This is a genomic window from Bradyrhizobium sp. CCBAU 51753 (genome assembly GCF_015291565.1).
GTDB lineage: Bacteria > Pseudomonadota > Alphaproteobacteria > Rhizobiales > Xanthobacteraceae > Bradyrhizobium > Bradyrhizobium ivorense.
In genome coordinates, this window is sequence record NZ_CP030037.1 from 8,907,179 (window position 1) to 8,933,601 (window position 26,423).

The 26,423-nt window shown below is 64.8% G+C and carries 21 protein-coding genes; 7 read left to right on the plus strand and 14 right to left on the minus strand.

Going from position 1 to position 26,423, the window contains the following annotated elements:
* Window positions 1-638: 638 nt before the first annotated feature.
* Entirely contained in the window at window positions 639-1,439 is an 801-nt protein-coding gene (locus tag XH93_RS40865) for a DUF3108 domain-containing protein (RefSeq protein WP_246799769.1), read from the minus strand.
* 379 nt (window positions 1,440-1,818) lie between these two features.
* On the opposite strand from XH93_RS40865, the gene rpmB reads away from it, so the two are divergent.
* On the plus strand, window positions 1,819-2,127 hold the full coding sequence (rpmB, locus tag XH93_RS40870) for a 50S ribosomal protein L28 (protein ID WP_139481766.1): 309 nt from the start codon (window positions 1,819-1,821) through the stop codon (window positions 2,125-2,127).
* A gap of 210 nt (window positions 2,128-2,337) precedes the next feature.
* On the opposite strand, the gene XH93_RS40875 is transcribed toward rpmB, so the two are convergent.
* Entirely contained in the window at window positions 2,338-3,876 is a 1,539-nt protein-coding gene (locus XH93_RS40875) for a tetratricopeptide repeat protein (protein WP_194471781.1), read from the minus strand.
* A 301-nt stretch (window positions 3,877-4,177) separates the two neighbouring features.
* On the opposite strand from XH93_RS40875, the gene XH93_RS40880 reads away from it, so the two are divergent.
* Window positions 4,178-4,822 carry an SOS response-associated peptidase gene (locus XH93_RS40880; protein WP_194471782.1) on the plus strand — a complete coding sequence of 215 codons (645 nt, stop codon included), beginning with the start codon at window positions 4,178-4,180 and terminating at the stop codon, window positions 4,820-4,822.
* A gap of 2 nt (window positions 4,823-4,824) precedes the next feature.
* Here XH93_RS40880 and XH93_RS40885 read toward each other — a convergent pair whose 3' ends face one another.
* Window positions 4,825-5,022: a hypothetical protein gene (locus XH93_RS40885; RefSeq protein WP_194471783.1), complete on the minus strand. Its 198-nt coding sequence runs from the start codon at window positions 5,020-5,022 to the stop codon at window positions 4,825-4,827.
* 1,198 nt (window positions 5,023-6,220) lie between these two features.
* On the opposite strand from XH93_RS40885, the gene XH93_RS40890 reads away from it, so the two are divergent.
* Window positions 6,221-6,445, plus strand: coding sequence for a hypothetical protein (locus XH93_RS40890; RefSeq protein WP_194471784.1), 225 nt, complete (start codon window positions 6,221-6,223; stop codon window positions 6,443-6,445).
* Window positions 6,446-6,825: 380 nt separating this feature from the next.
* The gene (locus tag XH93_RS40895) at window positions 6,826-8,031 is read left to right on the plus strand and encodes an ABC transporter substrate-binding protein (protein ID WP_194471785.1); all 1,206 of its coding nucleotides are present in this window, start codon (window positions 6,826-6,828) and stop codon (window positions 8,029-8,031) included.
* 205 nt (window positions 8,032-8,236) lie between these two features.
* On the opposite strand, the gene XH93_RS40900 is transcribed toward XH93_RS40895, so the two are convergent.
* The 3 genes from XH93_RS40900 to XH93_RS40910 all read right to left on the minus strand — a co-directional run bounded on the left by XH93_RS40900 (window position 8,237) and on the right by XH93_RS40910 (window position 13,274).
* Entirely contained in the window at window positions 8,237-9,199 is a 963-nt protein-coding gene (locus XH93_RS40900) for an alpha/beta hydrolase (protein WP_194471786.1), read from the minus strand.
* Window positions 9,200-9,271: 72 nt separating this feature from the next.
* Window positions 9,272-12,739 (minus strand): acyl-[ACP]--phospholipid O-acyltransferase, encoded by a 3,468-nt coding sequence (locus XH93_RS40905; RefSeq protein WP_194471787.1) that lies wholly within the window; start codon window positions 12,737-12,739, stop codon window positions 9,272-9,274.
* Between the two features lie 280 nt (window positions 12,740-13,019).
* Window positions 13,020-13,274 (minus strand): hypothetical protein, encoded by a 255-nt coding sequence (locus tag XH93_RS40910; RefSeq protein ID WP_194471788.1) that lies wholly within the window; start codon window positions 13,272-13,274, stop codon window positions 13,020-13,022.
* Window positions 13,275-13,325: 51 nt separating this feature from the next.
* Here XH93_RS40910 and XH93_RS40915 point away from each other — a divergent pair, with 51 nt between their 5' ends.
* Entirely contained in the window at window positions 13,326-13,943 is a 618-nt protein-coding gene (locus XH93_RS40915) for a TetR/AcrR family transcriptional regulator (protein WP_194471789.1), read from the plus strand.
* A 3-nt stretch (window positions 13,944-13,946) separates the two neighbouring features.
* Here the strand turns inward: XH93_RS40915 and XH93_RS40920 are convergent, their stop codons facing one another.
* Entirely contained in the window at window positions 13,947-14,366 is a 420-nt protein-coding gene (locus XH93_RS40920; RefSeq protein WP_139481756.1) for a hypothetical protein, read from the minus strand.
* A 214-nt stretch (window positions 14,367-14,580) separates the two neighbouring features.
* On the opposite strand from XH93_RS40920, the gene XH93_RS40925 reads away from it, so the two are divergent.
* A complete protein-coding gene (locus tag XH93_RS40925) occupies window positions 14,581-16,848 on the plus strand; it encodes a DUF2235 domain-containing protein (protein ID WP_194471790.1) in 2,268 nt (755 codons plus the stop codon).
* A gap of 50 nt (window positions 16,849-16,898) precedes the next feature.
* Here XH93_RS40925 and XH93_RS40930 read toward each other — a convergent pair whose 3' ends face one another.
* From XH93_RS40930 to cobS, 6 genes are all read right to left on the minus strand, one after another.
* Window positions 16,899-17,999, minus strand: a complete 1,101-nt coding sequence (locus XH93_RS40930; RefSeq protein WP_194471791.1) for an LLM class flavin-dependent oxidoreductase — start codon at window positions 17,997-17,999, stop codon at window positions 16,899-16,901.
* 183 nt (window positions 18,000-18,182) lie between these two features.
* Window positions 18,183-19,292, minus strand: a complete 1,110-nt coding sequence (locus XH93_RS40935; protein ID WP_194471792.1) for an NADH:flavin oxidoreductase/NADH oxidase — start codon at window positions 19,290-19,292, stop codon at window positions 18,183-18,185.
* 59 nt (window positions 19,293-19,351) lie between these two features.
* Window positions 19,352-20,050, minus strand: coding sequence for a hypothetical protein (locus XH93_RS40940; RefSeq protein WP_194471793.1), 699 nt, complete (start codon window positions 20,048-20,050; stop codon window positions 19,352-19,354).
* Window positions 20,051-20,106: 56 nt separating this feature from the next.
* The gene (locus XH93_RS40945) at window positions 20,107-21,198 is read right to left on the minus strand and encodes an esterase-like activity of phytase family protein (RefSeq protein WP_194471794.1); all 1,092 of its coding nucleotides are present in this window, start codon (window positions 21,196-21,198) and stop codon (window positions 20,107-20,109) included.
* Window positions 21,199-21,201: 3 nt separating this feature from the next.
* Window positions 21,202-23,100 carry a cobaltochelatase subunit CobT gene (gene cobT / locus XH93_RS40950; RefSeq protein WP_139864915.1) on the minus strand — a complete coding sequence of 633 codons (1,899 nt, stop codon included), beginning with the start codon at window positions 23,098-23,100 and terminating at the stop codon, window positions 21,202-21,204.
* A gap of 135 nt (window positions 23,101-23,235) precedes the next feature.
* On the minus strand, window positions 23,236-24,234 hold the full coding sequence (gene cobS, locus XH93_RS40955) for a cobaltochelatase subunit CobS (protein WP_371814880.1): 999 nt from the start codon (window positions 24,232-24,234) through the stop codon (window positions 23,236-23,238).
* Window positions 24,235-24,523: 289 nt separating this feature from the next.
* Here cobS and XH93_RS40960 point away from each other — a divergent pair, with 289 nt between their 5' ends.
* Window positions 24,524-25,186, plus strand: a complete 663-nt coding sequence (locus XH93_RS40960; protein WP_194471795.1) for a DedA family protein — start codon at window positions 24,524-24,526, stop codon at window positions 25,184-25,186.
* Window positions 25,187-25,194: 8 nt separating this feature from the next.
* Here XH93_RS40960 and XH93_RS40965 read toward each other — a convergent pair whose 3' ends face one another.
* Complete coding sequence (locus XH93_RS40965; protein WP_194471796.1) at window positions 25,195-26,418, minus strand: citrate synthase family protein; 1,224 nt, start codon at window positions 26,416-26,418, stop codon at window positions 25,195-25,197.
* Window positions 26,419-26,423: the final 5 nt, after the last annotated feature.

The following is a 26,423-nucleotide window of genomic DNA, read 5'->3' on the forward strand; positions in this document are numbered from 1 at the left end:
CGCGCTCCGTCAATATCGTCACTCCGGCGCGATCCAGCAACACGGCATCCCGGATCACGCGTCCTTTCGCGCAAAATCTGTCTCACAATGCGACGCTTTCCGCTGTCAGCTTAAGCTTCGGAACGAGTCTAGAACGAATCGCGGCCGAATCGCTGACTCCATTCCATGCCCGAAACGTTCACCGCAACATCTCGGTCTGGTCTGAGGCCGCGGCACTAGATCAAGTTTGAGAGGGCTCCACAAGCACAGGATATGCGGACTGAATTCCTTAAGTTCCAGGGGTCACCGAGTCGAATCAGAACCGGGCAAGAGTCAACTGGATTCCGGTGACGTTTGTTGCGTCGGCCAAGCGTAGCCCGCATGCAGCGAAGCGGAATGCGGGACCAGTCGACCCGCGGGTATTCCGGCCCCGGATTTCGCTTCGCTGCATCCGGGCAACTAGCGCACTACAACCCGTCATCCTGAGGTGCGAGCCTCTTCGGCGAGCCTCGAAGGATCGACGGCCCGGCTCTCTCCGCGTTGGTCGCAGCGGGGCCGTGCATCCTTCGAGGCTCGCCCCGCAGCGCAATTGCGCTGCAGGAGCTCGCACCTCAGGATGACGGGTCGAACAGTGCGGCGTGGCCTCGCGAAATCAAATCCTACTGCGTCTTCGCCACCCGCGGCGGCGCTGCCGTGGTCACGAACGAAGTCGCCTCCAGCATGGCCTGGCCGAGCGGGGTCGGGATCGTCATGCGGAACGGCACCAGCAGGCGCGTGCCGGCGATCGGCGCGAAGGCGATCTCGATGTTGCGCTGGGCGGCGAGATATTTGATCACCGGGCGATCCGGGATGTAGCCCGCGATCGGCACGAAATAGACCGCGCAGACCAGCGCCGGGCCGTGATAGCCGCGCTCGGCCTTCACCATCTCCACCCGCTTGAAATCGAGCTTGAGGTCGTAGCGCATGCGGCCGTCGAACACGCCGGCCGAGGTGCGGCAGACATCCGGGCTCATCAGCTCGGCATTGCCGGGCACGCGCAAGAGCGAGCCGGTCATCGGGTCGAACACGCCCTTCTTGTGCGCGTCGGTGACCGGGATGCGGTCGGCATCGACCGGCGGCTCCGGCTCGATCGCGGAATCCTTGATGGTGCCGCCCGCCAGCACCATGCGGATGGTCTCGGATTTCTTCGCGGTGGTGGTGGTCGCGCTGTAGGAGGTGGCGACCGGGATGCCGTTGACGATCCGGCCCTGCGAGGCGCCCGAGCCGCTGCCGCCGGAAAACGCCTTCAACAGCCCCGCGGTGCCGCCCTGGGCCGAGGCCGAGAACGCCTCCTCGCCGATGTCGACGGTCCAGGAGCCCTTGCCGACCGGGATACCGGCGAGCGTCGCCTCATACTGCGCCTCGAGCCGGCCCTGGGCGCGCGAGGCCTCGGGGCCGAACAGCAGAAAAGCGCCGGCCAGGAGGCCGACAAGCCACCCATAGGGGGGCAAAATGGCAATCGGGGTGGTCACTTACCTGACGGTCCTGCTATCGGCGCTCTGTCTTGTCATCCAGGCGAACAAGGTGGCCGGACAACGCGAGCGTCCTGTATGGAACTAAGCGTTGCAACGGAATACGCCCTTTATATGGTTGCCTTATGCGGCGTTAAGTGGCTGGAACGGCTGATGAACCCAGCAATTCGGACGAGGGCGAAGCCGCTATAAAACCTTGACGCTCCCGCATTCTGCCCCTATACACCCGCGGTTCCTGGAAAATGGACGCGAATTCAAAACCCCTGCACGGGCCGCGTGACCGCACGCTCCGCCCGCAAGAGGCGGGGATGGAAAAGGATTTTTGCAAATGTCCCGGCGCTGCGAACTGACCGCCAAGGGCCCCCAGACGGGCCACAAGGTGAGCCACTCCAACATCAAGACCAAGCGGCGCTTCCTGCCGAACCTGTGCAACGTGACCTTCATCTCCGATGCACTCGGCCGCAACGTCCGCCTGCGCGTCTCCTCCAACGCGATCAAGAGCGTCGACCACAATGGCGGCCTCGATGCCTTCCTGATCAAGGCCAAGGCCGACGTGCTCTCGCCGCGCGCCCTCGAACTGAAGCGCGCGATCGAGAAGAAGGTCGGCAAGCCGGCGCCGGTGAAGCAGGCGAGCTGAGGCGCGAGCGAACCGCGAGAGCGGGAAGAGCTGAGAGAGTTTTGAGCGGCCGGGTCGATGACCCGGCCGTTTTTGTTTGGTCGAAACTCGGGCCCGTACTGATCAATTCGTCGCGTCGGCTTTGCGCTCTGAAGGCAACCTTGGAGTCGATATGACTGCATGTTGGCTTCGGGCCAACAGCAGGAGTCGCAGTCGCCCCGCGCAACGGCATCACTCCGGAATCCCAGCTTTGCGAAGACCATCGACGAACATTTGGTTGATCCGTAGGCCGCTCCGGCTCACCCATTCAGAAATTCGAAAATCCGATTTGAGTTCGAGCAGGCGAGTTGCCGACTCTTTCGCTTCCGCTTCGCGTCCCAGATGCGCCAAGGCCGTTATAAGGCAGCAATAGGAGGGTAGAAAACTCTGGGTCTGGCTAAGAGCCTTCTTCGCTGCGACAACCGCCTCATCGAAACGGCCAAGATCGATGAATGCAACTCCCATTTCGGTCAACGTTACGAACAGCAACGGGTCAAACGGGCTTAGCAGGACAGCGCGCTCAAAGCTCCGGATGGCCTCCTCGAGGTCCCCTGCCATGCGGCAAGTCCAACCTCGCGTGCTCCATGCAAAGGCTGCATTGGGATTAGAGATGATCGCGCGATCCACCATCTCCCTAGCTGTGCCGAAATCGCCAGACCAAGCCGCGGCATAGCTAAGCATGCTCAAGGCTAAGTGGTCGTTTCCGTCGATACTGAGTACCAGCCGGAGAAGTCGCAATCCTTCCGCAAATTCCGACTTCGGATCAGTGGCCCATCCTTGAGTTACCTTTTGGATGTGGCAACTCCCCGCAAGCGTTGCAGCAAATCCATACCTAGGGTCAATTTCCAATGCGCGAGAAACAAGCCGAAGGGCCTCAGCAGATCCATCTCGAGTAAATGAATAGAGGTGCGGTATTGCTCTGAGGCAAAGGTCGTAGGCGCTGAGACTGTTCGGCCGACGCGCGGCCAAATCGACTTCCGCCCGAAACACTCTTGGTTCAATGGCAGCGATGACGCTCTCGGTCATCCGGTCCTGCAGGGTGAACACATCGCTTAAGTCGCCTTCAAATCGATCGGCCCAAAGATGTACTCCCGTCGCGACATCAATCAATTGGCCGATAATGCGAACTTTTCCGGCCGCCTTGCGCACACTGCCCTCAAGCACGTAGCGGACGCCGAGTTCGCGTCCGACCTGTTTGATATCGACTGCTTTGCCCTTGTAAGAAAAACTGGAATTGCGCGCGATCACGAATAGAGATCTGAAGCGCGACAACGCTGTCGTGATTTCGTCCACCATGCCATCCGCAAAATATTCCTGCTCGGGATCGCCGCTCATGTTCTCGAATGGCAGCACGGCGATGGAGGGCTTGTCGAGAACCGAAAGAGCGCTCTCGGCCGTGGCTTGGCCGGAATCCGAGCCCGCAACCTCTCTTACCTGTCCGACGAAACGGAATCCCTTGCGCGGCAAGGTCTTGATCAGGCGCTGTTCGTTCCCGGAATCGCCGATTGCCGTTCGCGCGGCGTTCAGCCGCGTCGTCAGTGCTGCATCCGAAACGCTGCGTCCATTCCAAATCGCATTGATGAGGTCGTCTTTACTGACGACGCGCTCCCTGCTGCGGATCAGGTAATCGAGCAGGTCGAACACTTGCGGTGCGATGGGGACGACGTCCGCCCCACGATGCAGCTCACGCCGGTCAGTGTTGAGTACGTAATCTTCAAAGAAGTACCGCAAGGTACGAAATCCTCGGGTGACGGGGCCCGCTCACCGGGTGCGCTTAGGCTCGCTTGAAATCGCAAGAATAGGCTGACGGTGAGTAAATGTAAGCTGCCAGTCTAATCTTGCGTCGACGGGCGGCCAGAATTGGGAACCGCGAGATCCAGCGGAGCCCGACTTCCGCAATGGGCCAAAAGGCGACATAGGTCGGCGCTGCTCCAACATCTGCTTTGGCTACCTAACGGTCGCCCTTGCCGACGCGCGTAACACCACTAGTCTTGATGGCAGCGACGACGCACAGCACAGCAGAACCCGCTCCATGTGCAACCTCTATTCCATCACAACGAACCAGGAGGCGATCCTCCGGCTGTTTCGCGTGGTCAATCGCTATGTCGGCAATCTGCCGCCGATGCCGGGGGTGTTTCCGGATTATCCGGCGCCGGTGGTGCGCAATGCCAGGGGCGCGCGGGAGATGGTGATGATGCGCTGGGGCATGCCGCCGCCGCCGGTGACCAACATCCGCAACACCTCTTCGCCGCACTGGCGCGGCTGGCTGACGGAAGCGCACCGCTGCCTGGTGCCGCTCAACAGCTTTGCCGAATATGCACCTAGGCCGAATCCGGCGACGAAGAAGAAGGACGTGGTCTGGTTCGCGCTGTCGGACGATCGTCCGCTCTGCGCGTTTGCCGGCATCTGGACCGAAACCAAGAGCGATCGCGGCACCAAGTCTAAGCCGATCCCCGGGCCGCATCTGGTCTATGGCTTCCTCACCACGGCGCCGAACGCGATCGTCGAGCCGATCCACGACAAGGCAATGCCGGTGATCCTGACCACGGATGAGGAGCACGATGTCTGGCTGCGCGCGCCGTGGAGCGAGGCCAAGGCGTTGCAGCGGCCGCTGGCCGATGACGCGCTGAAGATCGTGATGCGCGGCGAGGACAAGGAAGACAAGCCCGCCGCTTAATTCTACGTCGGCGTCTTCAATCCGCGCGAGGCCACCCATGCGTCGATATTCGCGGCGGTCTCGGCCTGGCGGGCCATGCGCATGAGGCGGTCGCGGGCGACGCCTGAAGGCATCGCGCTCGCTTCATTGCGCAGGCGGATCGATTCTTCCGCGAGGCGCTGCTGCGGGGACCTGCGGGTGTCGGGAAGCTTGATCTGCATCACGCGGCTCCATTCCAAGAGTGAGGCGGGAGCGCAACGGGCGTTCTCGGTCACCGATAGCTGCCAGGATGTCTGTGCGATGATGGAAGAACGCTACGCCTGCCGCGGGGGCAAGACCGTCCACTAGTGAACACAGCGGCGAAAAATTTGGGCTCCGTGCCGCGCGTGCGCCAAAGATCTAATTTCACCAGCAATTTCAAAGCGAACACCTCTGTCCAGTCCCGGACAAGAAAATATTCCTCTTCCCGCGCACCCCAACTCAGCATTAGAAACAGCGCGTCCCGCCTCCTCCAGGAGGGGCGTATCGCGGTCGTCACGGACGTTGGAAGCGGGATGCGGTGGACGCGAGAAGGCTCGGCCGACGATCCGGGCTTTTCATCGCGGACGGTGAAGTCGTGTGGTCCTGACGCCCCAGTGGCAGGCGTTGCGCCGTGGATGACGAATCCGCGGCAGCGGTGACAAGCAAGCCAGGTCTCGCCGGGGAGAGCACGTATAAGCCGTAAACCATCCGCGCGGGGAACGCCGGGTTACCCGGCCGTACCTGTGGTCCTACCCCCGTGCTTTTTGTTGCACGGGGCCCATGGGTGCGTGTCGGCACCCGGCGTTCCCTGCGCCCTCTGCTTTCCGACGCGAGGGTCACCTGCCGCAAAGCTCGGGCCGATCCGGCCGCGAGGATGCGTGCGCTCACCCTCTGCTGTCTGACAGGTGAATCGAGTGGCGTTGACGGCGTCGTGCGCTGCGCGCGGCGGCGCATGGCGCGAGGGAGATTGTTCTCTGCGTTCACACGAGCGGGAAAAGGCAATCTACAATGTGATCCGCGGAGAGATGGATTGCTTCGTCGCTTCGCGCCTCGCAATGACGGCGGCGGGATGATGGCGGCAGATGTCACGCACACCATCACACGGCGCGCGCGATGCGGAGCGCGGTGAAAGAATGCTTAACGCGCGCGACTTGCTCACGACATTGCGAGCACATGAGGCGCATGCAAAAGACCGCTACCTCTCACTACGCGTTCTGTGCGAACGAGGCCGCCCGCGACGCTCGCGATTCGGCGCGATTGTTTTGGAGCCGTTCCAGCGTTGCAGGAAGATCACGGTCAGCACAACTCATCGTGAGGCGCACGCGCCGCACTCTTGGGAAGATGCCGCACCGCACATAGATCGTGTCTCAAGAACGACCTCAACGAAGGAATTGGTCAATGCAAGTTCGCGCAATCGATCCGCGCGGAAGACTGGTGCCTGCGATTGCCGCAGCCGCGATTGCGGTGCTGGCGACGACTGCGCTGTTTCTCCTCGAATTCCACCCGCCCCGCAATGTCACCGTGGGCCAGACCGGCATGATCACCAACGCCGCCGCGAGCCGCGCCGGCGCCACCGTGCTGCCGACCGATCCGGTCACCACCGGCAGCGTGACGGTGCGGTAAGAACGTTGGCTCCCTCGCCCCGCGCTCTTGTCCGACGAAGCCCGCCTTCGGGCGAAGGCGGATGCGGAGAAGGTTGGGGTGAGGGGCATCTCTCCGCGAGTTCTATGTGCGGAAAGACCTGTACCCCCTCACCTGGATCGCATGTCGCTACGCTCATGCGATCCGACCTCAGAGCGAGCTTCGCTCGTCTCGACTCCCCGCAGGCGGGGAGAGGTGAAGTAGGCGGGGAGAGGTGAAGGAAGAAAACGCGACATTCCACATCGCGGCAAACCTCGCCACATTTCTGCATCCCTGCCCCGGCGTCTCGCCGCAAGCCTCTCCCCTACGGCGTCGTTAAGCTCTCCCGGCCAACAACAAGAACGCCACAGGGAGGCTCTCAGATGACATGGAAGGCCATCACGCTCGCCGCCGTGCTCGCGATCGCGACGCAGGCGCATGCGGCGGAGAAGAAATACGGCGCGGGTGCCAGCGACACCGAGATCAAGCTCGGCCAGACCTCGCCATTCTCGGGCGCGGCGTCGGCCTACAGCGTGATCGCGAAGACGCAGGCCGCCTACTTCAAGATGATCAACGACCAGGGCGGCGTGAACGGGCGCAAGATCAATCTGATCACGCTCGACGACGGCTACTCGCCGCCGAAGACGGTGGAGCAGACCCGCAAGCTGGTCGAGCAGGAGGAAGTCGCCGCGATCCTCAATCCGCTGGGCACGCCGACCGGCCTTGCCGTGCGCAAATATCTCAACGACAAGAAAGTGCCGCAGTTGTTCGTCGGCGCCGGCGCCACGCTGTGGGGCGACTATGCGCATTATCCGTGGTCGATCGGCTTCCAGCCGTCCTACCAGGCCGAGACCGCGGTCTACGCCAAGTATGTGCTGACGCAGAAGCCGGACGCGAAAATCGCGCTGTTCTACCAGAACGACGACGCCGGCAAGGATTACGGCAACGGCTTCAAGAAGGGCCTGGGTGCGGAGAACACCGCCAAGATGGTGGTGGCGGAGGCGACCTATGAATCGACCGATCCGACGGTCGACAGCCAGATCGTCAAGCTGAAATCAAGTGGCGCCAACGTGCTGTTCATGCACGCGATCCCGAAACAGGCGGCGCAGGCGATCAAGAAGATCGGCGAGATCGGCTGGAAGCCGGACCTGTTCTTCCTCGCCGCGACCTCGACCTCGGTGTCCTCGGTGCTGAAGCCCGCCGGCTTCGAGCATTCCAAGGGCATCATCTCGTCCTACTCGCTGAAGGATCCCAACGATCCGCAGTGGAAGGACGATAAGGACGTTATCGCCTGGCAGGACTTCATGAAGAAATATTTTCCGGACGGCAATCTGCAGGACCAGCTGATCGTCTACGGCTACGTCGTGGCGGAGGCGACGGTGCAGGTGATCAAGCAGTGCGGCGACGACCTTACCCATGAGAACATCATGAAGCAGGCGGCGAACCTCGACATCGCGCTGCCGATGTTCCTGCCCGGCATCAAGCTGAAGACGTCGCCGACCGACTACTTCCCGGTCGAGGCGATGCGGCTGCAGAAGTTCAACGGGGAGACATGGGAGCTGTTCGGCGACACGATTGGGAATGATTGAGGGAGCGTGGTACGCTTTATCTCCTCCCTCTCCCCGTTCTTCACGGGGAGAGGGTTGGGGTGAGGGGCCTCTCTCCGCGAGTGGTGCTCGCAGTGAGACCTGTACCCCCTCACCCGCCGCGCAAGTGCGCGGCGACCTCTCCCCGCATCCGCCTTCGGGCGAAGGCGGGCTTCGGCGGACAAGAGCGGGGAGAGGTGAAGAGAGATCACACCCCCTTCACCAGCAGCGCCTTGAAATCGGCCCGCGCACGCTGCGCTTCGGTCCGCGCGGTCTCCGAAGCATCGCCGAGGCCGAAATAGCCGTGAATCAGGCCCTCGCCTTCGTGATACCTCACCGGCACGCCTGCCGCCTTCAATGCCCTCGCATAGGCATGGCCCTCGTCGCGCAGCGGATCGAACCAGGCGGTGGTGACGACCGCCGGCGCGACACCGGCGAGGCTCTTCGCGCGCAGCGGCGAGACGCGCCAGTCGGCGCCGTCGGCCATCTCGGCGAGGTAATGGCCGCAGAACCACTCCATGGTCGCGCGGGTCAGGAAATAGCCCTCGGCATTCTCGGCGCGCGACGGGAATCTTGCGTTCTCGGTCGGATCGGCAAAATTGCCGACCACATCGGTGACGGGATAGACCAGCAGCTGCCCGGCGAGCTTGATGCCGGCGTCGCGGCAGGCCAGCGCCGTGGTGGCCGCGAGATTGCCGCCCGCGGAATCGCCGGCGACGCCGACGCGGGCAAGATCGCCGCCGAAGTCGCCGATGCGCGCGACCACATCGCGGACGGCGGCGAACGCATCCTCGAACGCGCCGGGAAAGCGCGTCTCCGGCGGGCGGCGGTAATCGACCGAGATCACGACCGCGCCGGTCTCGATCACGAGGTTGCGGGCCTGGCGGTCATGAGTCTCGAGATCGCCGGCGACCCAGCCGCCGCCGTGGAAGAAGATCACCGTCGGCGCCCTGCCGCTGCCATTGCGATAGAGCCGCGCCGGGCGTTTGCCGGCGCCGCCCTGAACCTCGATGTCGCTGACATGCTCGACCGGCGGCGGCGGCACCGCGGCGCGGGCATCGGCCAGCGCGCGCAGCGAATCGCGCGCGCTCTGCGGCGTCATCACAGTGGGATCGCGCAGCGGCAGCAGCGGGATGATTTTTTCAACGACGGGATCGAGCGGAAGCGGCATGAGGATGTGCTTTCTTGCGGGAGCAGTTGCCGACCATCTGACAACATGCTCCCGGAAAGCACAACCCGTCCGTCATGCGACGTGCTGCTGCGGCGCCGGCTCGGTCTCGCCCTCCTCGTCGGCCGGCTCGGCCTGCGGCGCGGGCGCGGCGGCGAGCTGCTCGGCGATCTCCCTGGCCAGCGCGGTGGCGCCGACATAGTCGGTCTTGCCGGTGCCGAGCAGCGGCACCTTGTCGACCACACGAATGTCGGCGGGCACCGCGAGCTCGGAGGCGCCGGCGCTCTTGGCCTGGCGCTGCATGGCGGCGCGGTCGGCGTCCTTCTGGGTGGTGAGCAGCACGATGCGCTCGCCCTTGCGCTGGTCGGGCAGCGTCACCGCGACCGACATCGCCTGCGGCCACAGCGCGGATGCAATCGCCTCGACCGCCGACAGCGAGACCATCTCGCCGGCGATCTTGGCGAACCGCTTGGCGCGGCCCTTGATGGCGATAAAGCCCTGGGCGTCGACCGTGACGATGTCGCCGGTGTCGTGCCAGCCCTCGGCAAGCGGCTCGAGCACGCCGGGATTTTCCGCGCGGAGGTAGCCGAGCATCACGTTCGGACCCTTCACCGAGAGCCGGCCGCCCTCCTCGATGCCGGGGACCGGATCGAGGCGGTACTCCATCAGCGGCGAGATGCGGCCGACGGTGCCCTGGCGGTTAGCCATCGGCGTGTTCATCGCCAGCACCGGCGCGGTCTCGGTGACGCCGTAGCCTTCGAGGATGCGGATGCCGTAGCGCTCCATGTAGATCTGGCGGGTGCGCTCCTTCACCGCTTCCGCACCGGCGATCACGAGGCGCAGCGTGCGGAAGTCGTAGGCGTGCGCCGAGCGGGCGTAGCCGGTGAGGAAGGTGTCGGTGCCGAACAGGATGGTGGCGCCGGTCTGGTAGATCAGCTCGGGCACGATCCGGTAGTGCAGCGGCGACGGATACATGAAGATCGGGATGCCGCCGAGGATCGGCATCATCATGCCGCCGGTCAGACCAAACGAGTGGAACACCGGCAGCACGTTGAACACCTTGTCGCGCGCGTTGGCGTCGACCCGCGCCAGCGCCTGCGCGGCATTGGCGAGAATGTTGCGGTGGGACAGCACGACACCCTTCGGCGTGCCTTCCGAGCCCGAGGTGAACAGCACCACCGCGGGATCGTTGGCCTTGCGGGCGACGCGCGGCGCGATGCCGGCACGGAAGCCGAAGATCTTGTCGGCGAGGCCGATGCTTGCGCGCACGTCCTCGAGATAGACCACGCGGGCCTGGCCGGAGATCGCGGCGACCAGCTTGTCGAGCTTGCCCTTCTCGATGAACGCCTTCGAGGTCAGCACGGTCTTCACCTGCGCCGCCTTCATCGCCGCCAGCACGTTGACCGGACCGGCGGAGAAGTTGAGCATCGCCGGCACCCGGCCGATGGTCTGCAGCGCCATGAACACCACGGCGACGCCGGCCGAGTTCGGCAGCAGCACGCCGACATATTCGCCCACCGACGTCCCCTGCTCGAGCTTGCGGCTCAGGACCTGGGCGCCGAGGATCAGCTTGCGGTAGGTCAGCTTGGTGCCAAGCGCGTCCTCGATGATCGGCTTGCCGGTGTCGCGGTCGCGATAGGCGTGGCCGAGACCCTCGAACAGCGTCTGGTCGAGCATGCCGTTCTTGACCATGGCGTCGATCATGACGTCCTGCAGCGCGGCGCCGGCGGCGTTGCGGCGCGCCTTGCCGCGCAGCGACTGGTCGACCGGCAGTTTGACCGGCGGCAGGATCGTGATCGTGACCTTGGGGAACCAGGAACGCTTGATCTCGCCATTGGTGAGATAGCTGAGATGCGAGCGCTGCGCGCCCTCGATGCGGACCGGCACGACCACGGCGTCGGCCTTGTCGGCGATCATCGCGGTGCCGTCATAGACCTTCATCAGCGAGCCCGACAGCGTGATGCGACCCTCGGGGAAGATCACCACCGGCTCGCCGGCGGCGACCAGCTTGATCAGGTCGCGCGCGGCCAGCGGCTTGGACGGGTCCATCGTGTAGTGCTTGATCATCTTCAGGAACGGCTTTGCCCACCACGCCTTGGAGATGCCGGTATCGACCGCAAAGCTGGCGTCGATCGGCAGCGTGGCGTGCAGCAGCGGGCCGTCGACCAGGCTGACATGGTTCGGCGCGATCAGCATCCGCGTGCCCGGAGCCGGCAGGTTCTCCATGCCGCGGACCTCGACGCGGAACAGGGCGCGGAACAGCAGCGCGCCGAAGTCGCGCACGCCCTCCTTGCCCCACTTGCTCAGCACGAACCACACCGTGCCAAAGCTCGCAATCGCAAGGCCGAAGAAGATCCAGGCGATCGCAAGGCCCGCAGCCTGCAGCGCCGCGACGAGCAGCGCGCCGCCGACCATGAAGCCGGCCTGCAAGATGTTGCCGGCGGCGATGATGCGGGCGCGCTCGGACGGCGCGGTCCAGGCCTGCACCGCGGCGAACGACGGCACCACGAACAGGCCACCACCGAAGGCGAACAGGAAGAAATCAACCAGCATGCGGAAGCCACCGAACGAGGCCGCGAACGCGGCCGCGCTGACGTCCTTGCCGAGCGAGGTGTGGCCGATCGCCCAGGCGAGGTCGAGCCCGACCACGCCCATCACGATGGCGCCGATCGGCACCAAAGCGAGATTGGGGCGGACATGGCTGAGCTGGGCGGCGAACAGCGAGCCGGCGGCGATGCCGATCGCAAAGATGGCGAGGCACAGCGTCACGACGCTTTCGGTGCCGCCGACGCCGTCCTTGATCAGCGCCGGCAACAACGACAGCACGATGGCGCCGACCATCCAGAACCAGGACACGATCACCATGCCGTCCCACAGCCGCGGCTCGGCATAGAGCGACTTCAGCAGGCGCACGGTCGAGGTCCAGGGGTTCTTGGTGATCGGCAGGTCCGGCGCCGACGGCTGCGTCACCGGAATCCGCGACGCAAAGCCCCAGGACAGCACCGACAGGCCGACCACGGCGGTGCAGATCCAGCCCATGTGGCTGGCGCCGGCAACGAACAGGCCGCCCGCGATGGTGCCGATCAGGATCGCCATGAAGGTCGCGCCCTCGACCAGCGCGTTGCCGGTTGCGAGCTCGGATACCGCGAGCTGGTCGGGCAGCACGGCGTATTTCACCGGGCCGAACAGCGCGGCGACCGTGCCGAACAGCGCCAATGCTATGAACAGCAGCGGGATCGAATGCAGGAAGAAGCCGGCCGCGGCGAAGGCGGCGGCAAAGATCTCGAAGAACTTCAGGCGCCGCGCGACGACCGACTTGACGTATTTATCGGCGAGCTCGCCGCCGAGCGCCGACAGCACGAAGAACGGGAAGATGAAGACGGCGCCGGCGACCGTGACCAGCATCGGGCCCTGCTCGGTGGCGGCGCTGTACAGCAGCATGATGACCAGCGCGTTCTTCAGCACGTTGTCGTTCAATGCCGAGCAGAACTGGGCCCAGAACAACGGCGCGAAGCGGCGGGACGACATCAATTCCTTGATCATGACCGTTTCCTTGAGTTCGGGCCTGCAGCGCCGAATGTGGTGCAATGTCGCGGGTTAGGGGACCGGCGGTGTGAAATGAACGGGATGCCGCAGCCTTTAGTCTTTTTCGTAACGGATCGGTTCGAACCGGCGCAGCGTGCCGGCAGCGAGGCGCTGCGACCCTGCCCGACAGAGATGTACGAGACCTTAGCCGGGCCTGTGGTCGAGCGATCGCGGAACGGGCTGACGGCGGACATGGTGAGTGCTTTGTTGCGGTTTCGCGGACAATTGCCCGATCGGTTCAGGTCAGCTCGCCCAGGCCGGCGAACGGCGACAGCGGGCAGTTGCGCGGGTTGCAGCGACGGCCGCGTGAGGCCGCCGGGCGCGGCGCGCGCGCCTCGGCGCGCCGCTGCTCCAGCACGCCTGCGACGTCGCAGGCGCGGGCAATCCGCTCGATCGGCGCGGTCGCCAGATCAACGATCGAGCGGCCGAAGCCCTTCACGAGGTCGATCACGTAGTCGAAGGTGGTGGTCTGTTGAAGTGCTAGGGTCTGCATCTGGGTGGCCTCCAAGCCGTTTTGAGCAACGCTCAAGTTAGTAGCCTGAAAATGAACAATGTTCAAGAAGAACCGCGACGGGATCGAAAAAAACTGCAGCGGCGGCTTTTGCTGATCGAGATCGCGCGTCGTTTAATCGCAGCTAAGAGCTTGAGATCATTGAAGGTTCGCGACGTCGCCGAGGCTGCCGAGTGCTCCATCGGAAGCGTCTATAACGAGTTCGGCGACTTCGACGGCCTGATCCTGACCGTCAACCGGGAGACAGTTTCAGCGCTGACCGCCCGGCTGACGGCGGTTCCGTCCGACGATCCCCTGCGGCAGCTGCACGGGCTCGCCGATGCCTATCTCGGCTTTGCGACCGAGCACGCCAATCTGTTGCGCTCGCTGTTCGAGCACCGGATGGAGGACGACCGGCCGTTCCCGGAAGATATCCTCGCGATGGTGATGGATGCGTTCGCGGTGATGCACGCACCGCTGGTGCGGCTGCTGCCCGATCGCGATCCGGGCGACGTCGCATTGCTGTCGCGGATGATGTTCTCCGCGGTGCACGGCATCATCTCGCTCGGCCTGGAAGAGCGCATGGTCGCGGTGCCGCCGGAGCGGCTGCGCGAGCGGCTGGCGCAGTTCATCGACACGCATCTCGCAGGACTCGGCATACTGCGCCGCTGACGATCAGGCACGCATCCGCGCGATCGTTCCGGCGACGACCTGCATGGCGACGCCGAGGACCCAGCCCAGCATGATCGCAGCGGTCCAGCTGATGTCCGGCTCGCTGCGTAATACGACAACGCCGACCGAGAAGAATGCGACAAGCGTCGCAAGGAAGGTGCCCACCGCGCTGAGCAGCTCGGCCGCATCGATCTTGCGCATCGAGGTCGAGCCCTTCGGGTGGAACAGCTTTGGCGGCGTATCGATGCCGAGATAGAAACCGATGGCGCCGCCGAGCATCATGATGAGCAGGAATGCCTGCGAGGTCAGTGCCGATACGCTCGAACCGACATGGATGGCTACGAACAGGCCGCTCGCCGCCCCTGCCATGGCAAGGCCGAAGCGCTCCAGCACATGGGCAAATTTTCGAACGCGGGCTTGCATCGCTGTGCCCTCAATTGCCCCTTGCAGCGAGGTTAAGCCTTTTCGCTGCATCGCGATAGTCGCCGCGCTCTCACATGACTGCGACCGGGCGACGCTTTGTGCGCCAGTTCACACCTAACGCGGTATCGAATGATTAAGAACGATCCAAAGTAGCGCGCGCATTTGCGCCTACTACGCTGCACTCTTGGTTTGATCCTTCAGCGAGCGCCTTGCGATGCCCAGTCCCAAGATCATCATCCTGTCGGACGGCACCGGCAACGCAGCCTCCAGCATTTGGCGAACCAATGTCTGGCGGATATTTCAGGCGCTCGATCTGAACAACTATAGCCAGGCCGCCAAGTATGATGACGGCGTCGGCACCTCGTCGTTCGTTCCGCTTGCGCTTCTCGGCGGCGCCTTCGGCTACGGTCTCAAGCGCAATATCCTTGATGCCTACAAGTTCATCTGCCGGAACTACGACCACCAGAACCATTCGAAGATCTACCTGTTCGGATTCAGCCGCGGCGCATTCACCGCGCGCGTGCTTGCTGCGCTCATTCTCAATCAGGGCTTGGTCGTCGCGGATACCGAAGCCGAGTTGCATGACGGCGCGGTGAAGGCCTACCGGGCGTATCGCGCGGACGGCTACCACTCCGTATGGCGCATCGAAGTGCTGTTCCGCGCCATTCGCGACCATATCCTCGTGCCGGTGCTGGATCACCTTCAGAGCAACAAGTCCTATGCGAAGATCGAGCGGAAGGCGGTCCCGACGATCGAGTTCATCGGCATCTGGGACACCGTCGCCGCCTATGGCCTGCCGATCGACGAGATGACCCGCGGCATCAGCAACTGGGTGTGGCCACTCGAACTGCCGAACCGGGTCCTCAGCCAACGCGTGAATTGCGCACGACATGCGCTGGCCCTCGACGACGAGCGCACCACCTTCCATCCGGTGCTGTGGACCGAGCAGGAACCCGGACAGCCGCCGCCGGTCGTTCCGGCGACCATCGACGATGAGCGCGTCGTCCAGGTGTGGTTCGTCGGAATGCACGCCAATGTCGGCGGCGGCTATCCGGACGATGCCGTCGCATTCGTGCCGCTGGCGTGGCTGGTCGAGCAAGCGGCCAAGCGCGGTCTGGTCTTCAAGAGCGCGCCCGCCGCCGAGCCCGACGCGGTCAAATCGATCAAGTCGGCCGAGGACAAGGACGGCCGTCTTTACGATTCGCGGGCGGGTCTGGGCGCCTATTACCGTTACGGTCCTCGCAAAGTCGCCGAGCTCTGCAACGATTCTTACGCCGGCGTCAGCGTGCCGGTGCCGAAGATCCACGAAAGCGTGTTCGAGCGGATCGACAGCGGCTGCAACGCCTATGCGCCGATCGGACTTCCGCCCAATTATGTGGTGGTCTCGCGAAGCGGTCGGGTGAGCCCGCTGGGCCCTGACACATTCGAGACGCCAGCCGGCGCGCCGGCGCGCTATGCCGCGCAGGAGAAGCTGTGGAATTACGTCTGGATGCGGCGGATCGCTTACTTTGCCACGCTGGCGGCATCGCTGCATCTGGCGGCGTTCTGGCTGTTCCACAACCAGCACAAGGAACACGAATTCGATTCCCATGTCAGGATGGTTTCGGAGCTTGTGCGCTTCGTCGAATCGTTCCTGCCCAAGTCGTTTCACTGGTGGACCGATTGGTACGCCGGCAACCCGGAATGGTTCGCCGGCGGGATCGCCGCCGTTGTCGTGCTGATGACCATCGGTAGTTCGCTCAGCGCCACGATCAGCGACAGGATGCGGATCATCTGGCGCGACCGCGCCAAGCCGGTTGCACTGTCAGGCTTTCTGCACAACACGCTGTATAACTTCCGGACCGGCACCATCTATCAATCGATCCTCAATGCGGGGAAACGGCATGTCGTTCCGGCCTTCTTTACCGCCCTCCTGGTATGGTTCAGCGCGACACTGCTCAGCCATTTCCTGTTCAACGCCTTCGATTCGACAGGCGCTTTCTGCAAGGGCACGGCAGCCGAGAAGCTCGTCGCCGTCGACAAGGGTATCCCGCAGGATGCGACCGATTTCGACACGACCGCGATATGCGCTCCGACCGGGCTGAAGGTCCGTACTGGCTTCAAGTATGAAATCGCAATCACCATGACCGAACCCTGGGAGGACTCCGGGCGTGCGGTCACGCCGATCGGATACAGGACGTCGACCATCGAGCCCGCAACGCGCTGGCGCGGATATGCGACGATCCTGCTTCGCCGCGTCCTGTTCCGGCCGTGGTTCAGGCTGATCGCACGCGTCGGAGAGACCGGGGTCGACGAGTATTTTCTCGATCCGGTGCCTGCGCCAAACAGCGCCCCACAGGTTTACAAAGCAAGGTTCACGGCCGACCGCAGCGGCGAGATTTTCCTGTATGTCAACGAGGCGGTCGTCGGCTTGCCGTGGGTCACCGATTGGTTCTATGCCGCCAACAAAGGCAAGGCGAAGGTAACCGTGCGTTTGCTGTAGAAGCGCGGGGCCGCATGACTGCGCGCCCCACCTTCCACATCTCGCAAGGCTTACGCCGCGCGTCCGATCGAGGCGTCGAGATGCTTCAGCTTCGGCAGCACTTCCTGCTTCAACAACCGGAGCGAATGGTGCCAGGCCTCGGGCTTGTGCTTGTAGTCGAAGCCGAACACCAGGAGCACGCCGAAGCCGCCGACTTCCCGGTAGATCTGCTCGATCTTCTCGGTGACGGTCGCGGGCGAACCGACGATCCAGTTGTGGCGCGCGCAATATTCGACGGTGACGTCGCTGTCGGGCACGTCAGGCGAGGCTTTAAGATAATCCTTGAAGCCGAAATGGCCGAGCAGCGGCAGGAAGTATTCACCCATCATCCGGCCCATCATGTCGCCGGTCGAGAGCTTCCACGCCTCTTCATCGGTATCCGCGACGAACACCTCGCGTACCATCCGCCAATCCTTGCGGCTCGGCGTGCGGCCGGTCTTGGCGGCGCCGGCTTCCACCGAATCCCAGTGGCTGCCGACATAGGCCGGATTGAGGTTGAGGCTCATCGGGATGAAGCCGCGCTCGCCGGCCAGCTTCAGCGTGTCGGAGTTCTTCGACAGGCCCGCGACGCCGATCGGCGGATGCGGCGTTTGCTGCGGCTTGATGTGCGGCTTGAGGAAGTCGAACATCGTGTCCGGTTTTGTGACGGTCCAGAACTTGCCCTTGTGGGTCCACGGCGCCGGCTCGGTCCACATCTTCAGGATGATCTCCAGCGCCTCACGGGTCATGTCGCGGTTCTGGCCGGACATGCCGTCGACATTGAACATCGCCCAATCACTCGGCAGGCCCGAGGCCGCGACGCCGAAATTCAGCCGACCGTTCGAGAGATGATCGAGCATCGCGACGCGGTTGGCGAGCTCAGCCGGATGGTGATAGGGCAAGAGGAAACCGCCGGGCCCGATGCGGATGTTTTTCGTCTGCAGCAACGATTGCGCGATCAACAGATCGGGCGACGAATGCGGCTCCCACGGCGCGGTGTGATGCTCACCGATCCAGGCTTCCTGATAGCCGAGCTCATCGAGCCAGCGCAGCACCTGCAGGTCCCAATCGTGGCCCTCCTTTAATCCGCACTCCGGCGGATGCGACGGCATCGCGAAGTATCCGAGTTCCATCGGTCTCCTCTCATCTTGTTTGAAGCGTGTCTTGCGCACGCGATGGGAGAGTAGCGGCCGCTTCAGCGGCGGAATAGTGGCGCGTAGCCCGGATGGAGCGAAGCGCAATCCGGGGATCTCGCAACCGGTACAACCGTCCCGGATTTCGCTTCGCTCCATCCGGGCTACGAATTGTCGTCGTGACTACCTCGTCCCGAACGTCGTCGCGCCGAACAGCGTCTTCTGCGTCGAGGGCTGCGAGCGCCAATATTGCGGCGGCGCGCTCACCTCGCCGCCGAGCTCGGCGGCGGCGTGCCAGCCCCAGCGCGGGTCGTAGAGCATGCCGCGGGCGAGCGCGACCATGTCGGCCTTGCCGGACGAGACGATCTCTTCCGCTTGCCTCGCTTCGGTGATCAGCCCGACCGCCATCGTGGTAACGCCGGTCGCCCTCACCGCCTCTGCCGCCGGCACCTGATACCCTGGGCCGAGCGGGATCTTCTGCAGTGGCGAAACGCCGCCGGAGGAAACGTCGATCCAGTCGATGCCGCGCTTCTTCAATTCCTTGGCAAACTCGATGGTCTGCGCGAGGTCCCAGGCGCCCTCCACCCAATCGGTCGCCGACACTCGCATGCCGATCGGCTTGCGGTCCGGAAATACGGCGCGCACCGCGTCGAACACTTCCAGCGGAAAGCGCATGCGGTTTTCGAGCGAGCCGCCATATTGGTCGGTGCGCTTGTTGGCGATCGGCGACAGGAACTGGTGCAGCAGATAACCGTGCGCACCGTGCAGCTCGAGCGCGTCGATGCCGAGCCGGTCGGCGCGCCTCGCCGCGGCGACGAAGGCATTGCGAATCCGCGTCAAGCCGGCCTCATCCAGCGCGGTCGGCGCCGCCTCGCTCTCCTTGTGCGGGACGGCGGATGGCGCCACCGGCTGCCAGCCGCCTGCCGAAATCGGGATCAACTGACCACCCTCCCAGGGCCGCTGGCTCGACGCTTTGCGGCCGGCATGGGCGAGCTGCATCGCGACCGCCGCCTTGGAATGCTTGCGCACCGACGCCAGGATCGGCTTCAGCGCCGCCTCATTGGCATCGCTGTAGAGGCCGAGGCAGCCCGGCGTGATCCGCCCGATATCCTCGACATGGGTCGCCTCGATGCAGAACATTGCGGCACCCGACAGCGCCAGCATGTTGATGTGGGTGAAATGCCAGTCGTTGGCGGAGCCGTCGTCGGCCGAATACTGGCACATCGGCGACACCATGATGCGGTTGGAGAGTTTTAGGCCGCGCAGTTCGATCGGGGAAAAAAGTGTGCTCATGCGGGGAGTATCCGGATCGGAGGAAAGGGGCCCGCATAAGATAGAGCCGGCGCCCGCGATCACCAACCGTCCGCGTCGCCGAACGGGCCCGGGCGCAGAGCAGCAATGCGGTAGCGGCGCCCCGCCAGCACGCAATCGGCCTCGGCCGAGAATTCGACCAGGAACCAGCCGCCTTCGTGCCGCTCGGCGATGCGGGCAAAGCGGCCGAGCCGGCCGGCGAAGCCGGCATCCGTCGTCATCAGCATCATGCGCTCGCGCAGCACGAAGCGGTTCGCCGTCCGCCATTCGATCGAGGGGCTGCCGCGGCGGATATCGTCATCCTTGCCGATGTCGCGGCCGGCCACATCGTGGAACAGGCTCGGCCCGGTGATCAGGTGCGGGCGGCGGCCTTCGACGCCGTAGAGGTTGAGCTGCAGCGCATGCCGCTCGCGGCGCCATGAGACCGCGACGTGGCGTGAATCCGCCGACCACTCCGCATGATAGGCGTTGGCCTTGGTATCGAGATTGTTGTCGTCGCCAATCGCGTCGAGCATCGCGATCCTGCGATGCGCGGGCTCCGCCATCAGCCAGACATGGAAATTGCCGCCGCCGGGTTCGGCATGCGCCGCGAGCGACGTCCTGGTGTCACGCGAAAGCCCGCCGTCGATGATGACGTATTCATCCGCGCCATAGTCGTATTCGGCCGTCGCGCCGGCCGGGGTGGCGGCGCAGGCGACCAGGGCCGCAACGAGAATGGTGATGGCGTGACGAAGATGCATGGCCGTTGGTCGAGCCAGCCGAACAATCGGTTCGAACGCACGCGTTGCCCGGCGTCTCACTCCACCAGCGTGAACTGCAGCAGCAGGTTGCGCTGGATCAGCGAAAAATTGTCGTCGGAGATCATGGTCACCACGGTCTCGCCCTCCGCGGAGACGTGGGCGTCGATGCCCTCCATGTTGTCGATCTCGTTGCCGAGATCGGCATGGAAGATTGCCGGGCCATCGATCACCGCGCCCGGCGCGACCTGGCCAAGCGGAATGCGGCGGATGCGGATGCCGACGCCGCCGAACAGCGAGAACTTGCGCTCCAGGATCAACAGGTCGCCGGACCGCAGCAGCACGGCATCGCTGATGTCGAAATTCTCGGTGCGGCGGACGCTGAACTGGCCCGGCGTCTTGCCGCCGACCAGAAAGGCGATCAGGTTGCCGCCGGCATCGAGCCCGCGTTCCGAGAACGCGATCAGCGTGCCGGCGAGCGGCAGGCCCTTGGGCACGAAGACCAGCCCCTCGAGCCCTTTGTTGAGCGGAAGCTTGTGCGCCGCCGGCGGCAGCGGCACCACCTCGCCGCGCGAGCGGGTGAACCCCTCGGCAAAATCGTAGCGCAGCACCTGGTTGACGCGCTCGAGCCCGACATAGACGAAGGAGCCGTCGAGCGCGAGCGACTCCGAATCGTACCAGCGGCGGGTGGCGGTGATCGGCCTGCCGTCGGCGGCGAGCAGCGGCGCCGCCTCGACATCCTCGAGCCCGACCATCTCGCGGCCACGATAGGCGATGCGGCCGGTGAACCAGTTGCCCTGGTCGCTGACCGCGATGAAGCGCTCGCCCTTGGGATCGAGCCGCAGCGCGGAGAGGCCGCCGAACCCCGGGAACGGCGAGGTCAGGATCAGCCCGCTGCGATATTCCAGCGCGCCGAACCGCCGATGCCCGCGATCGCGGATGTCGAATGACGGCAGCGGCCGCGCATTGACCTCGATCGCGACCGGCTCGTCGACGGCATGGGGGTTGGGCCTGGCCGCCGGTTTCGGCGGCGGGTGGGTGGCGCTCTGCGCCTGCGCGAGACTGCCGCGCACAAGATCCGGCAGCACGGCGGCCGAAAGCCCCGCCGCCACACCTTGAAGGAAGCGGCGGCGGCTAGCGGCGGAGCGCATGTCTCACGAGTGGAGGCGGCGCCGGGTGCCCTGTGCAGGCGCGGAGCCGTGAGTTTCGCTGAACAGCTCGGCGAGTTTTTCGGTGATGGCGCCGCCGAGTTCTTCGGCGTCCACGATGGTGACGGCGCGGCGATAGTAGCGCGTGACGTCATGGCCGATGCCGATCGCGATCAGCTCGACCGGCGAGCGGGTCTCGATCTCATCGATGATGTGGCGCAAATGCCGCTCGAGATAATTGCCGGGATTGACCGACAGCGTGGAGTCGTCGACCGGCGCGCCGTCGGAGATCATCATCAGGATGCGGCGCTGCTCGGGACGCGCCAGCAGGCGCTTGTGCGCCCAGTCCAGCGCCTCGCCGTCGATGTTCTCCTTGAGCAGACCCTCGCGCATCATCAGGCCGAGATTCTTTCGCGCACGACGCCACGGGGCGTCCGCGGACTTGTAGATGATGTGGCGCAGATCGTTGAGGCGGCCCGGGTTGGCCGGCTTGCCGGCGGCAAGCCACGCCTCGCGCGACTGTCCGCCCTTCCAGGCGCGGGTGGTGAAGCCCAGAATCTCGACCTTGACGCCGCAACGCTCCAGCGTGCGCGCCAGGATGTCGGCGCAGGTGGCGGCGACCGTGATCGGACGTCCGCGCATCGAGCCGGAATTGTCCAGCAGCAGCGTCACCACGGTATCGCGGAAGGTCGCTTCCTTCTCATGCATGAAGGACAGCGGGTGATAGGGATCGGTGACCACGCGCGACAGCCGCGCCGGATCGAGGATGCCCTCTTCGAGGTCGAACTCCCAAGCGCGGTTCTGCTGCGCCATCAGGCGGCGCTGCAGGCGGTTGGCGAGCCGCGCCACGATGCCCTGCAGATGCGCAAGTTGCTTGTCGAGGTAGGAGCGCAGCCGCTCCAGCTCGTCATGGTCGCAGAGATCTTCGGCCGCGATCACCTCGTCGAATTTCGGCGCGAAGGCGTGGTATTCCGGCCCGCGCGGCTCGTTCTGGCCGCGCGCGTTGGGCCGCGTCGCCTCGCCCGGCGTCTCGTCGTCGCCGAGCTCGCCGTCGTCGAACGTATCGCTGGTGGAGGCCTGCGCGCTCTCCATCGCGCTTTCGCTCATCTCGTCCGCGGTCTGCTGCGCCTGGTCGGCGCTCATCTCCTGCGCGGCGTCGGAATCCGGCGAGCCCTCGGCGCCGGACTGATCGTTGTCGCCGTCCTGGTTCTCGTCCTGATCCTCGTCGTCGTCGGAATCCATGTCACGCTCGTCGCCGAGATCGAGCGCCGACAACAGATCATGGACGAGGTCGCCGAACTTGGCCTGGTCCTCGGCGAAGCGGCTCAGCTTGTCGAGCCGCGAGCCGATCTTGTCCTCCAGCGCCGGACGCCAGAGATCGACCATCTTCTTGGCGGCCGCAGGCGGCGCGAGACCGGTCAGGCGCTCGCGCACCAGCATCGCCAGCGCATCCGACAGCGGCGCATCGGCACGGTCGGTGATCTCGTCATACTTGCCGCGGTGGAAATGATCGTCGAGCATCGCTGAGAGATTCTTCGCGACACCCGCCATGCGGCGCGAGCCGATCGCCTCGACGCGCGCCTGCTCGACCGCCTCGAACACGCCGCGCGCCTGCGGATTGCCCGGCATCAGCTTGCGATGCACCTTGGGATCGTGACAGGCGATCTTCAGCGCAATCGAATCGGCGTGGCCGCGCACGATCGCGGCATCGCGCTTGGTCATCTTGCGCGCCGGCTCCGGCAGCCGCGCCTTGCCGGGCGCAAGCCCGGGCCGCTCGGCCGCAAAGCTGACCTCGAGCTCGGGCTTCTTGGCGATCGCCTTCAGGCAGGCCGAGACCGAGCGCTTGAACGGCTCGGTCGGCGCTTCCTTGGAACCGGGACGGAATTTGATGTTGGAGGTTGTCATCGCACCCTCACCGCCGTCGTCCCTGCGAAAGCAGGGACCGATAACCGGCGGTCGTTATTTTCCCGAACTCATGCACCAACAATTCCAGCGACGCCGCAGCATGCGAGCCCCGGCTTTCACCGGGACCACCAGCATTTATGACAGCGCCACGTTGACCGAGGATTCCGGCAACTCGACGTTGAAGCAGCGCTGATAGAACTCGGCGACCAGCGGCCGCTCCAGCTCGTCACACTTGTTGAGGAAGGTGACGCGGAAGGCGAAGCCGATGTCGTTGAAGATGTCGGAATTCTCCGCCCAGGTGATCACCGTGCGCGGGCTCATCACCGTCGACAGGTCGCCATTGGCGAAGGCGTTGCGCGTGAGGTCCGCAAGCCGCACCATCTTGTTGACGATGTCGCGGCCTTCCTGGGTGCGGTAGTGGCGCGCCTTGGCCAGCACGATCTCGACTTCCTCGTCATGGGCGAGGTAGTTCAGCGTGGTGACGATCGACCAGCGGTCCATCTGGCCCTGGTTGATCTGCTGGGTGCCGTGATAGAGGCCCGAGGTATCGCCGAGGCCGACCGTGTTGGCGGTCGAGAACAGGCGGAACGCCGGGTGCGGCTTGATCACCTTGTTCTGGTCGAGCAGCGTCAGGCGGCCGGAGACTTCCAGCACGCGCTGGATCACGAACATCACGTCCGGGCGGCCGGCATCATACTCGTCGAACACCAGCGCGATGTTGTGCTGCAGCGCCCAGGGCAGGATGCCGTCGCGGAATTCGGTGACCTGCTTGCCTTCCTTGACCACGATCGCATCCTTGCCGACCAGATCGATACGGCTGATGTGGCTGTCGAGGTTGACGCGCACGCAGGGCCAGTTGAGGCGGGCTGCAACCTGCTCGATGTGGGTCGACTTGCCGGTGCCGTGATAGCCGGTGACCATCACGCGGCGGTTCTTGGCGAAGCCGGCGAGGATCGCGAGCGTGGTGGCGCGGTCGAAGCGGTAGTCGCTGTCGACCTCCGGCACGTGCGGATCGACTTCGGAATAGGCCGGAACTTCCAGGTCGCTATCGATCCCGAAGACCTGCCGAACCGACACCTTCATGTCGGGCATGCCGACGGGTTCTTGCTCTTTGGTCTGGACGGCGGTCGTCATTCATCCTCCGAGGTCGCGGGCATTCCCGAAACCAGATTAAATCGTTTGGCTGCGGATGGGGTGCTTCGCACAAGCCTAGCAGAGAGCAACGGCCGGCAGAAGCCCGCGGGGAAATCAAAGTTCCGTTGTTCTATCAGAAAGATAGTGGCGGGAAGCGGTTTTTGGAAGGCTGCCCTGCGAATCACGCCGTACTTTTACCGCAGTGCAAGGCGTGGCCCGGCTGGGCACTTTTCACCCCGGCGGGGAGTTGTTAGCTCTGGAACGACGCCAAAGCAGCCGCGGAAATTTTGTGACTTCATTCCTTGACCCATTCATCGCGTTCGTTTCGGCCCATGCCTGGCTTGCCTATCTGACGCTGTTTCTCGCCGCCTTGCTGGAGGCGGTTCCGGTGGTCGGCTCGCTGGTGCCCGGCTCGACCATCATCCTGGCGCTCAGCGCGCTGGTGCCCGGCGGCGAGTTGAAGCTGTGGCCGGTGCTGGCGGCGGCCGCCGCCGGCGCGCTGCTCGGCGACGGCACCGCCTATCTGATCGGCTACCGCAGCCAGCGCGAGATCCTCTCCTCCTGGCCGCTGTCCAACTATCCGGGGGTCGTCGCCCAGAGCGAGGCGTTCTTCAACCGGTGGGGCGTGCTCGCGGTGTTCTTCGCCCGCTTCGTGCCGCCGATCCGCGCCTTCGTGCCGATCACGGCCGGCGCGCTCGACATGCCGCCGTCACGGTTCTACGCCGTCAACATTCCCGCGATCCTGCTCTGGGCGCCGGCGCATGTGCTGCCCGGCGTGCTCGCCGTCACCGCGCTGCACGACTATGCCGGCCTGCCGCATCACCAGCATGTCGGCAAGCATCTGTGGATGTTTGCCGTCGCCGGCGGCGTCGTGATCCTGGCGCTCGCGGTCTGGACCATCCGCCGCCGCCACGGTGGCGGCGTGATCGAGCCGGCCAAGGTCCGGAAGTAGAGCAGAGCTTAAAGACTATTCGTGGTGCCGCTGCGGCCGGGCGCCGGGCCGACATAACGCGCCCGCGGCCGGATCAGCTTGCCGTATTGCAGCTGTTCGCTGGCATGGGCGATCCAGCCGACGCTGCGCGACATCGCAAACAGCGCAAGCTCGCTGCCGGGCGGCATCCGCAGCGCGTGCACCAGCACCGCCAGCGCATAATCGATGTTGACGAACTCGCCGGTCGCTTCCGCGATCCGCTCCGGCACCTCCTTCGTGAATTTCCGCGGCGCGCCGGCGCGGGTCAGCGCTTCCAGCAGCGACATCGCGCGCGGATCGCCCTTCTTGTAGACGCCGTGGCCAAAGCCCGCAAAACGCTCGCCGAGCGCGACGCGCTCGCGAATGACCGGCGCGACATCGTTGTCGACCATGGTTTTGACCAGGCGCGAAGCCAGCACGCCGGCGCCGCCATGCATCGGCCCCTTCAGCGCGACGAGGCCTGCGATCACCGCATCATAGAGATTAAGCCCGGTCGATGCCGCGCAGCGCGCGGTCCAGGTCGAGGCATTCAGTTCGTGATCGGCGAGCAGCACCAGCGCGCGGCGGATCAGGTCGGGCGCATGCTTGTTGTCGGGGGTCCAGATCCGCGCCACCTGCTGGTGCAGCGGCTCGGCCGACGGCGATGCATTCAGCATCGTCGCGACCAGGAGGCGCAGGATCCGCCCGCCGACCATCGCGCGGCCGTCGGGCGCGCGGGTAAAGGCGCCGGGATCGGCGCTTGACGCCAGCGCCAGCACCGCAACCGTCCGGTCGATCGGCGGCGCGCGTCGCGCCGCGTCGGCGATCGCGCGCATCTCGTCGGAGACATGCGGACAATTATCTGCCGCGAACGGGTCGACGTCGGTGACGTCCCACAGCAGCGTCGCGGTGTGCTCCAGCGTGTCGCGCTCGGCGAGATCGACGCAGTTGACGCCGCGGTAGATCGGGCCCTGCTCGGTGATGGTCGCGATCGCCGAATCCATCACCGGCAGGTCGGCGTCGAAATTGCGGAAGCCGCGCGGCTCGGGCGACGGCACGCGGCGCTCCTTCAGGCCCCTGATGTCCTCGGCGCGGTAGCGGTGGCTGCGCGAGTCCGGCGACGGCTCGGAGCGGATCAGCCCGCGGCTGACATAGGCATAGAGCGTCGCCGGCGAGATCGCGAGCTCGGCGGCGGCTTCCCGGGCGGAGAGGTAGAGCTCGGCGGATTTTTTCATATTGA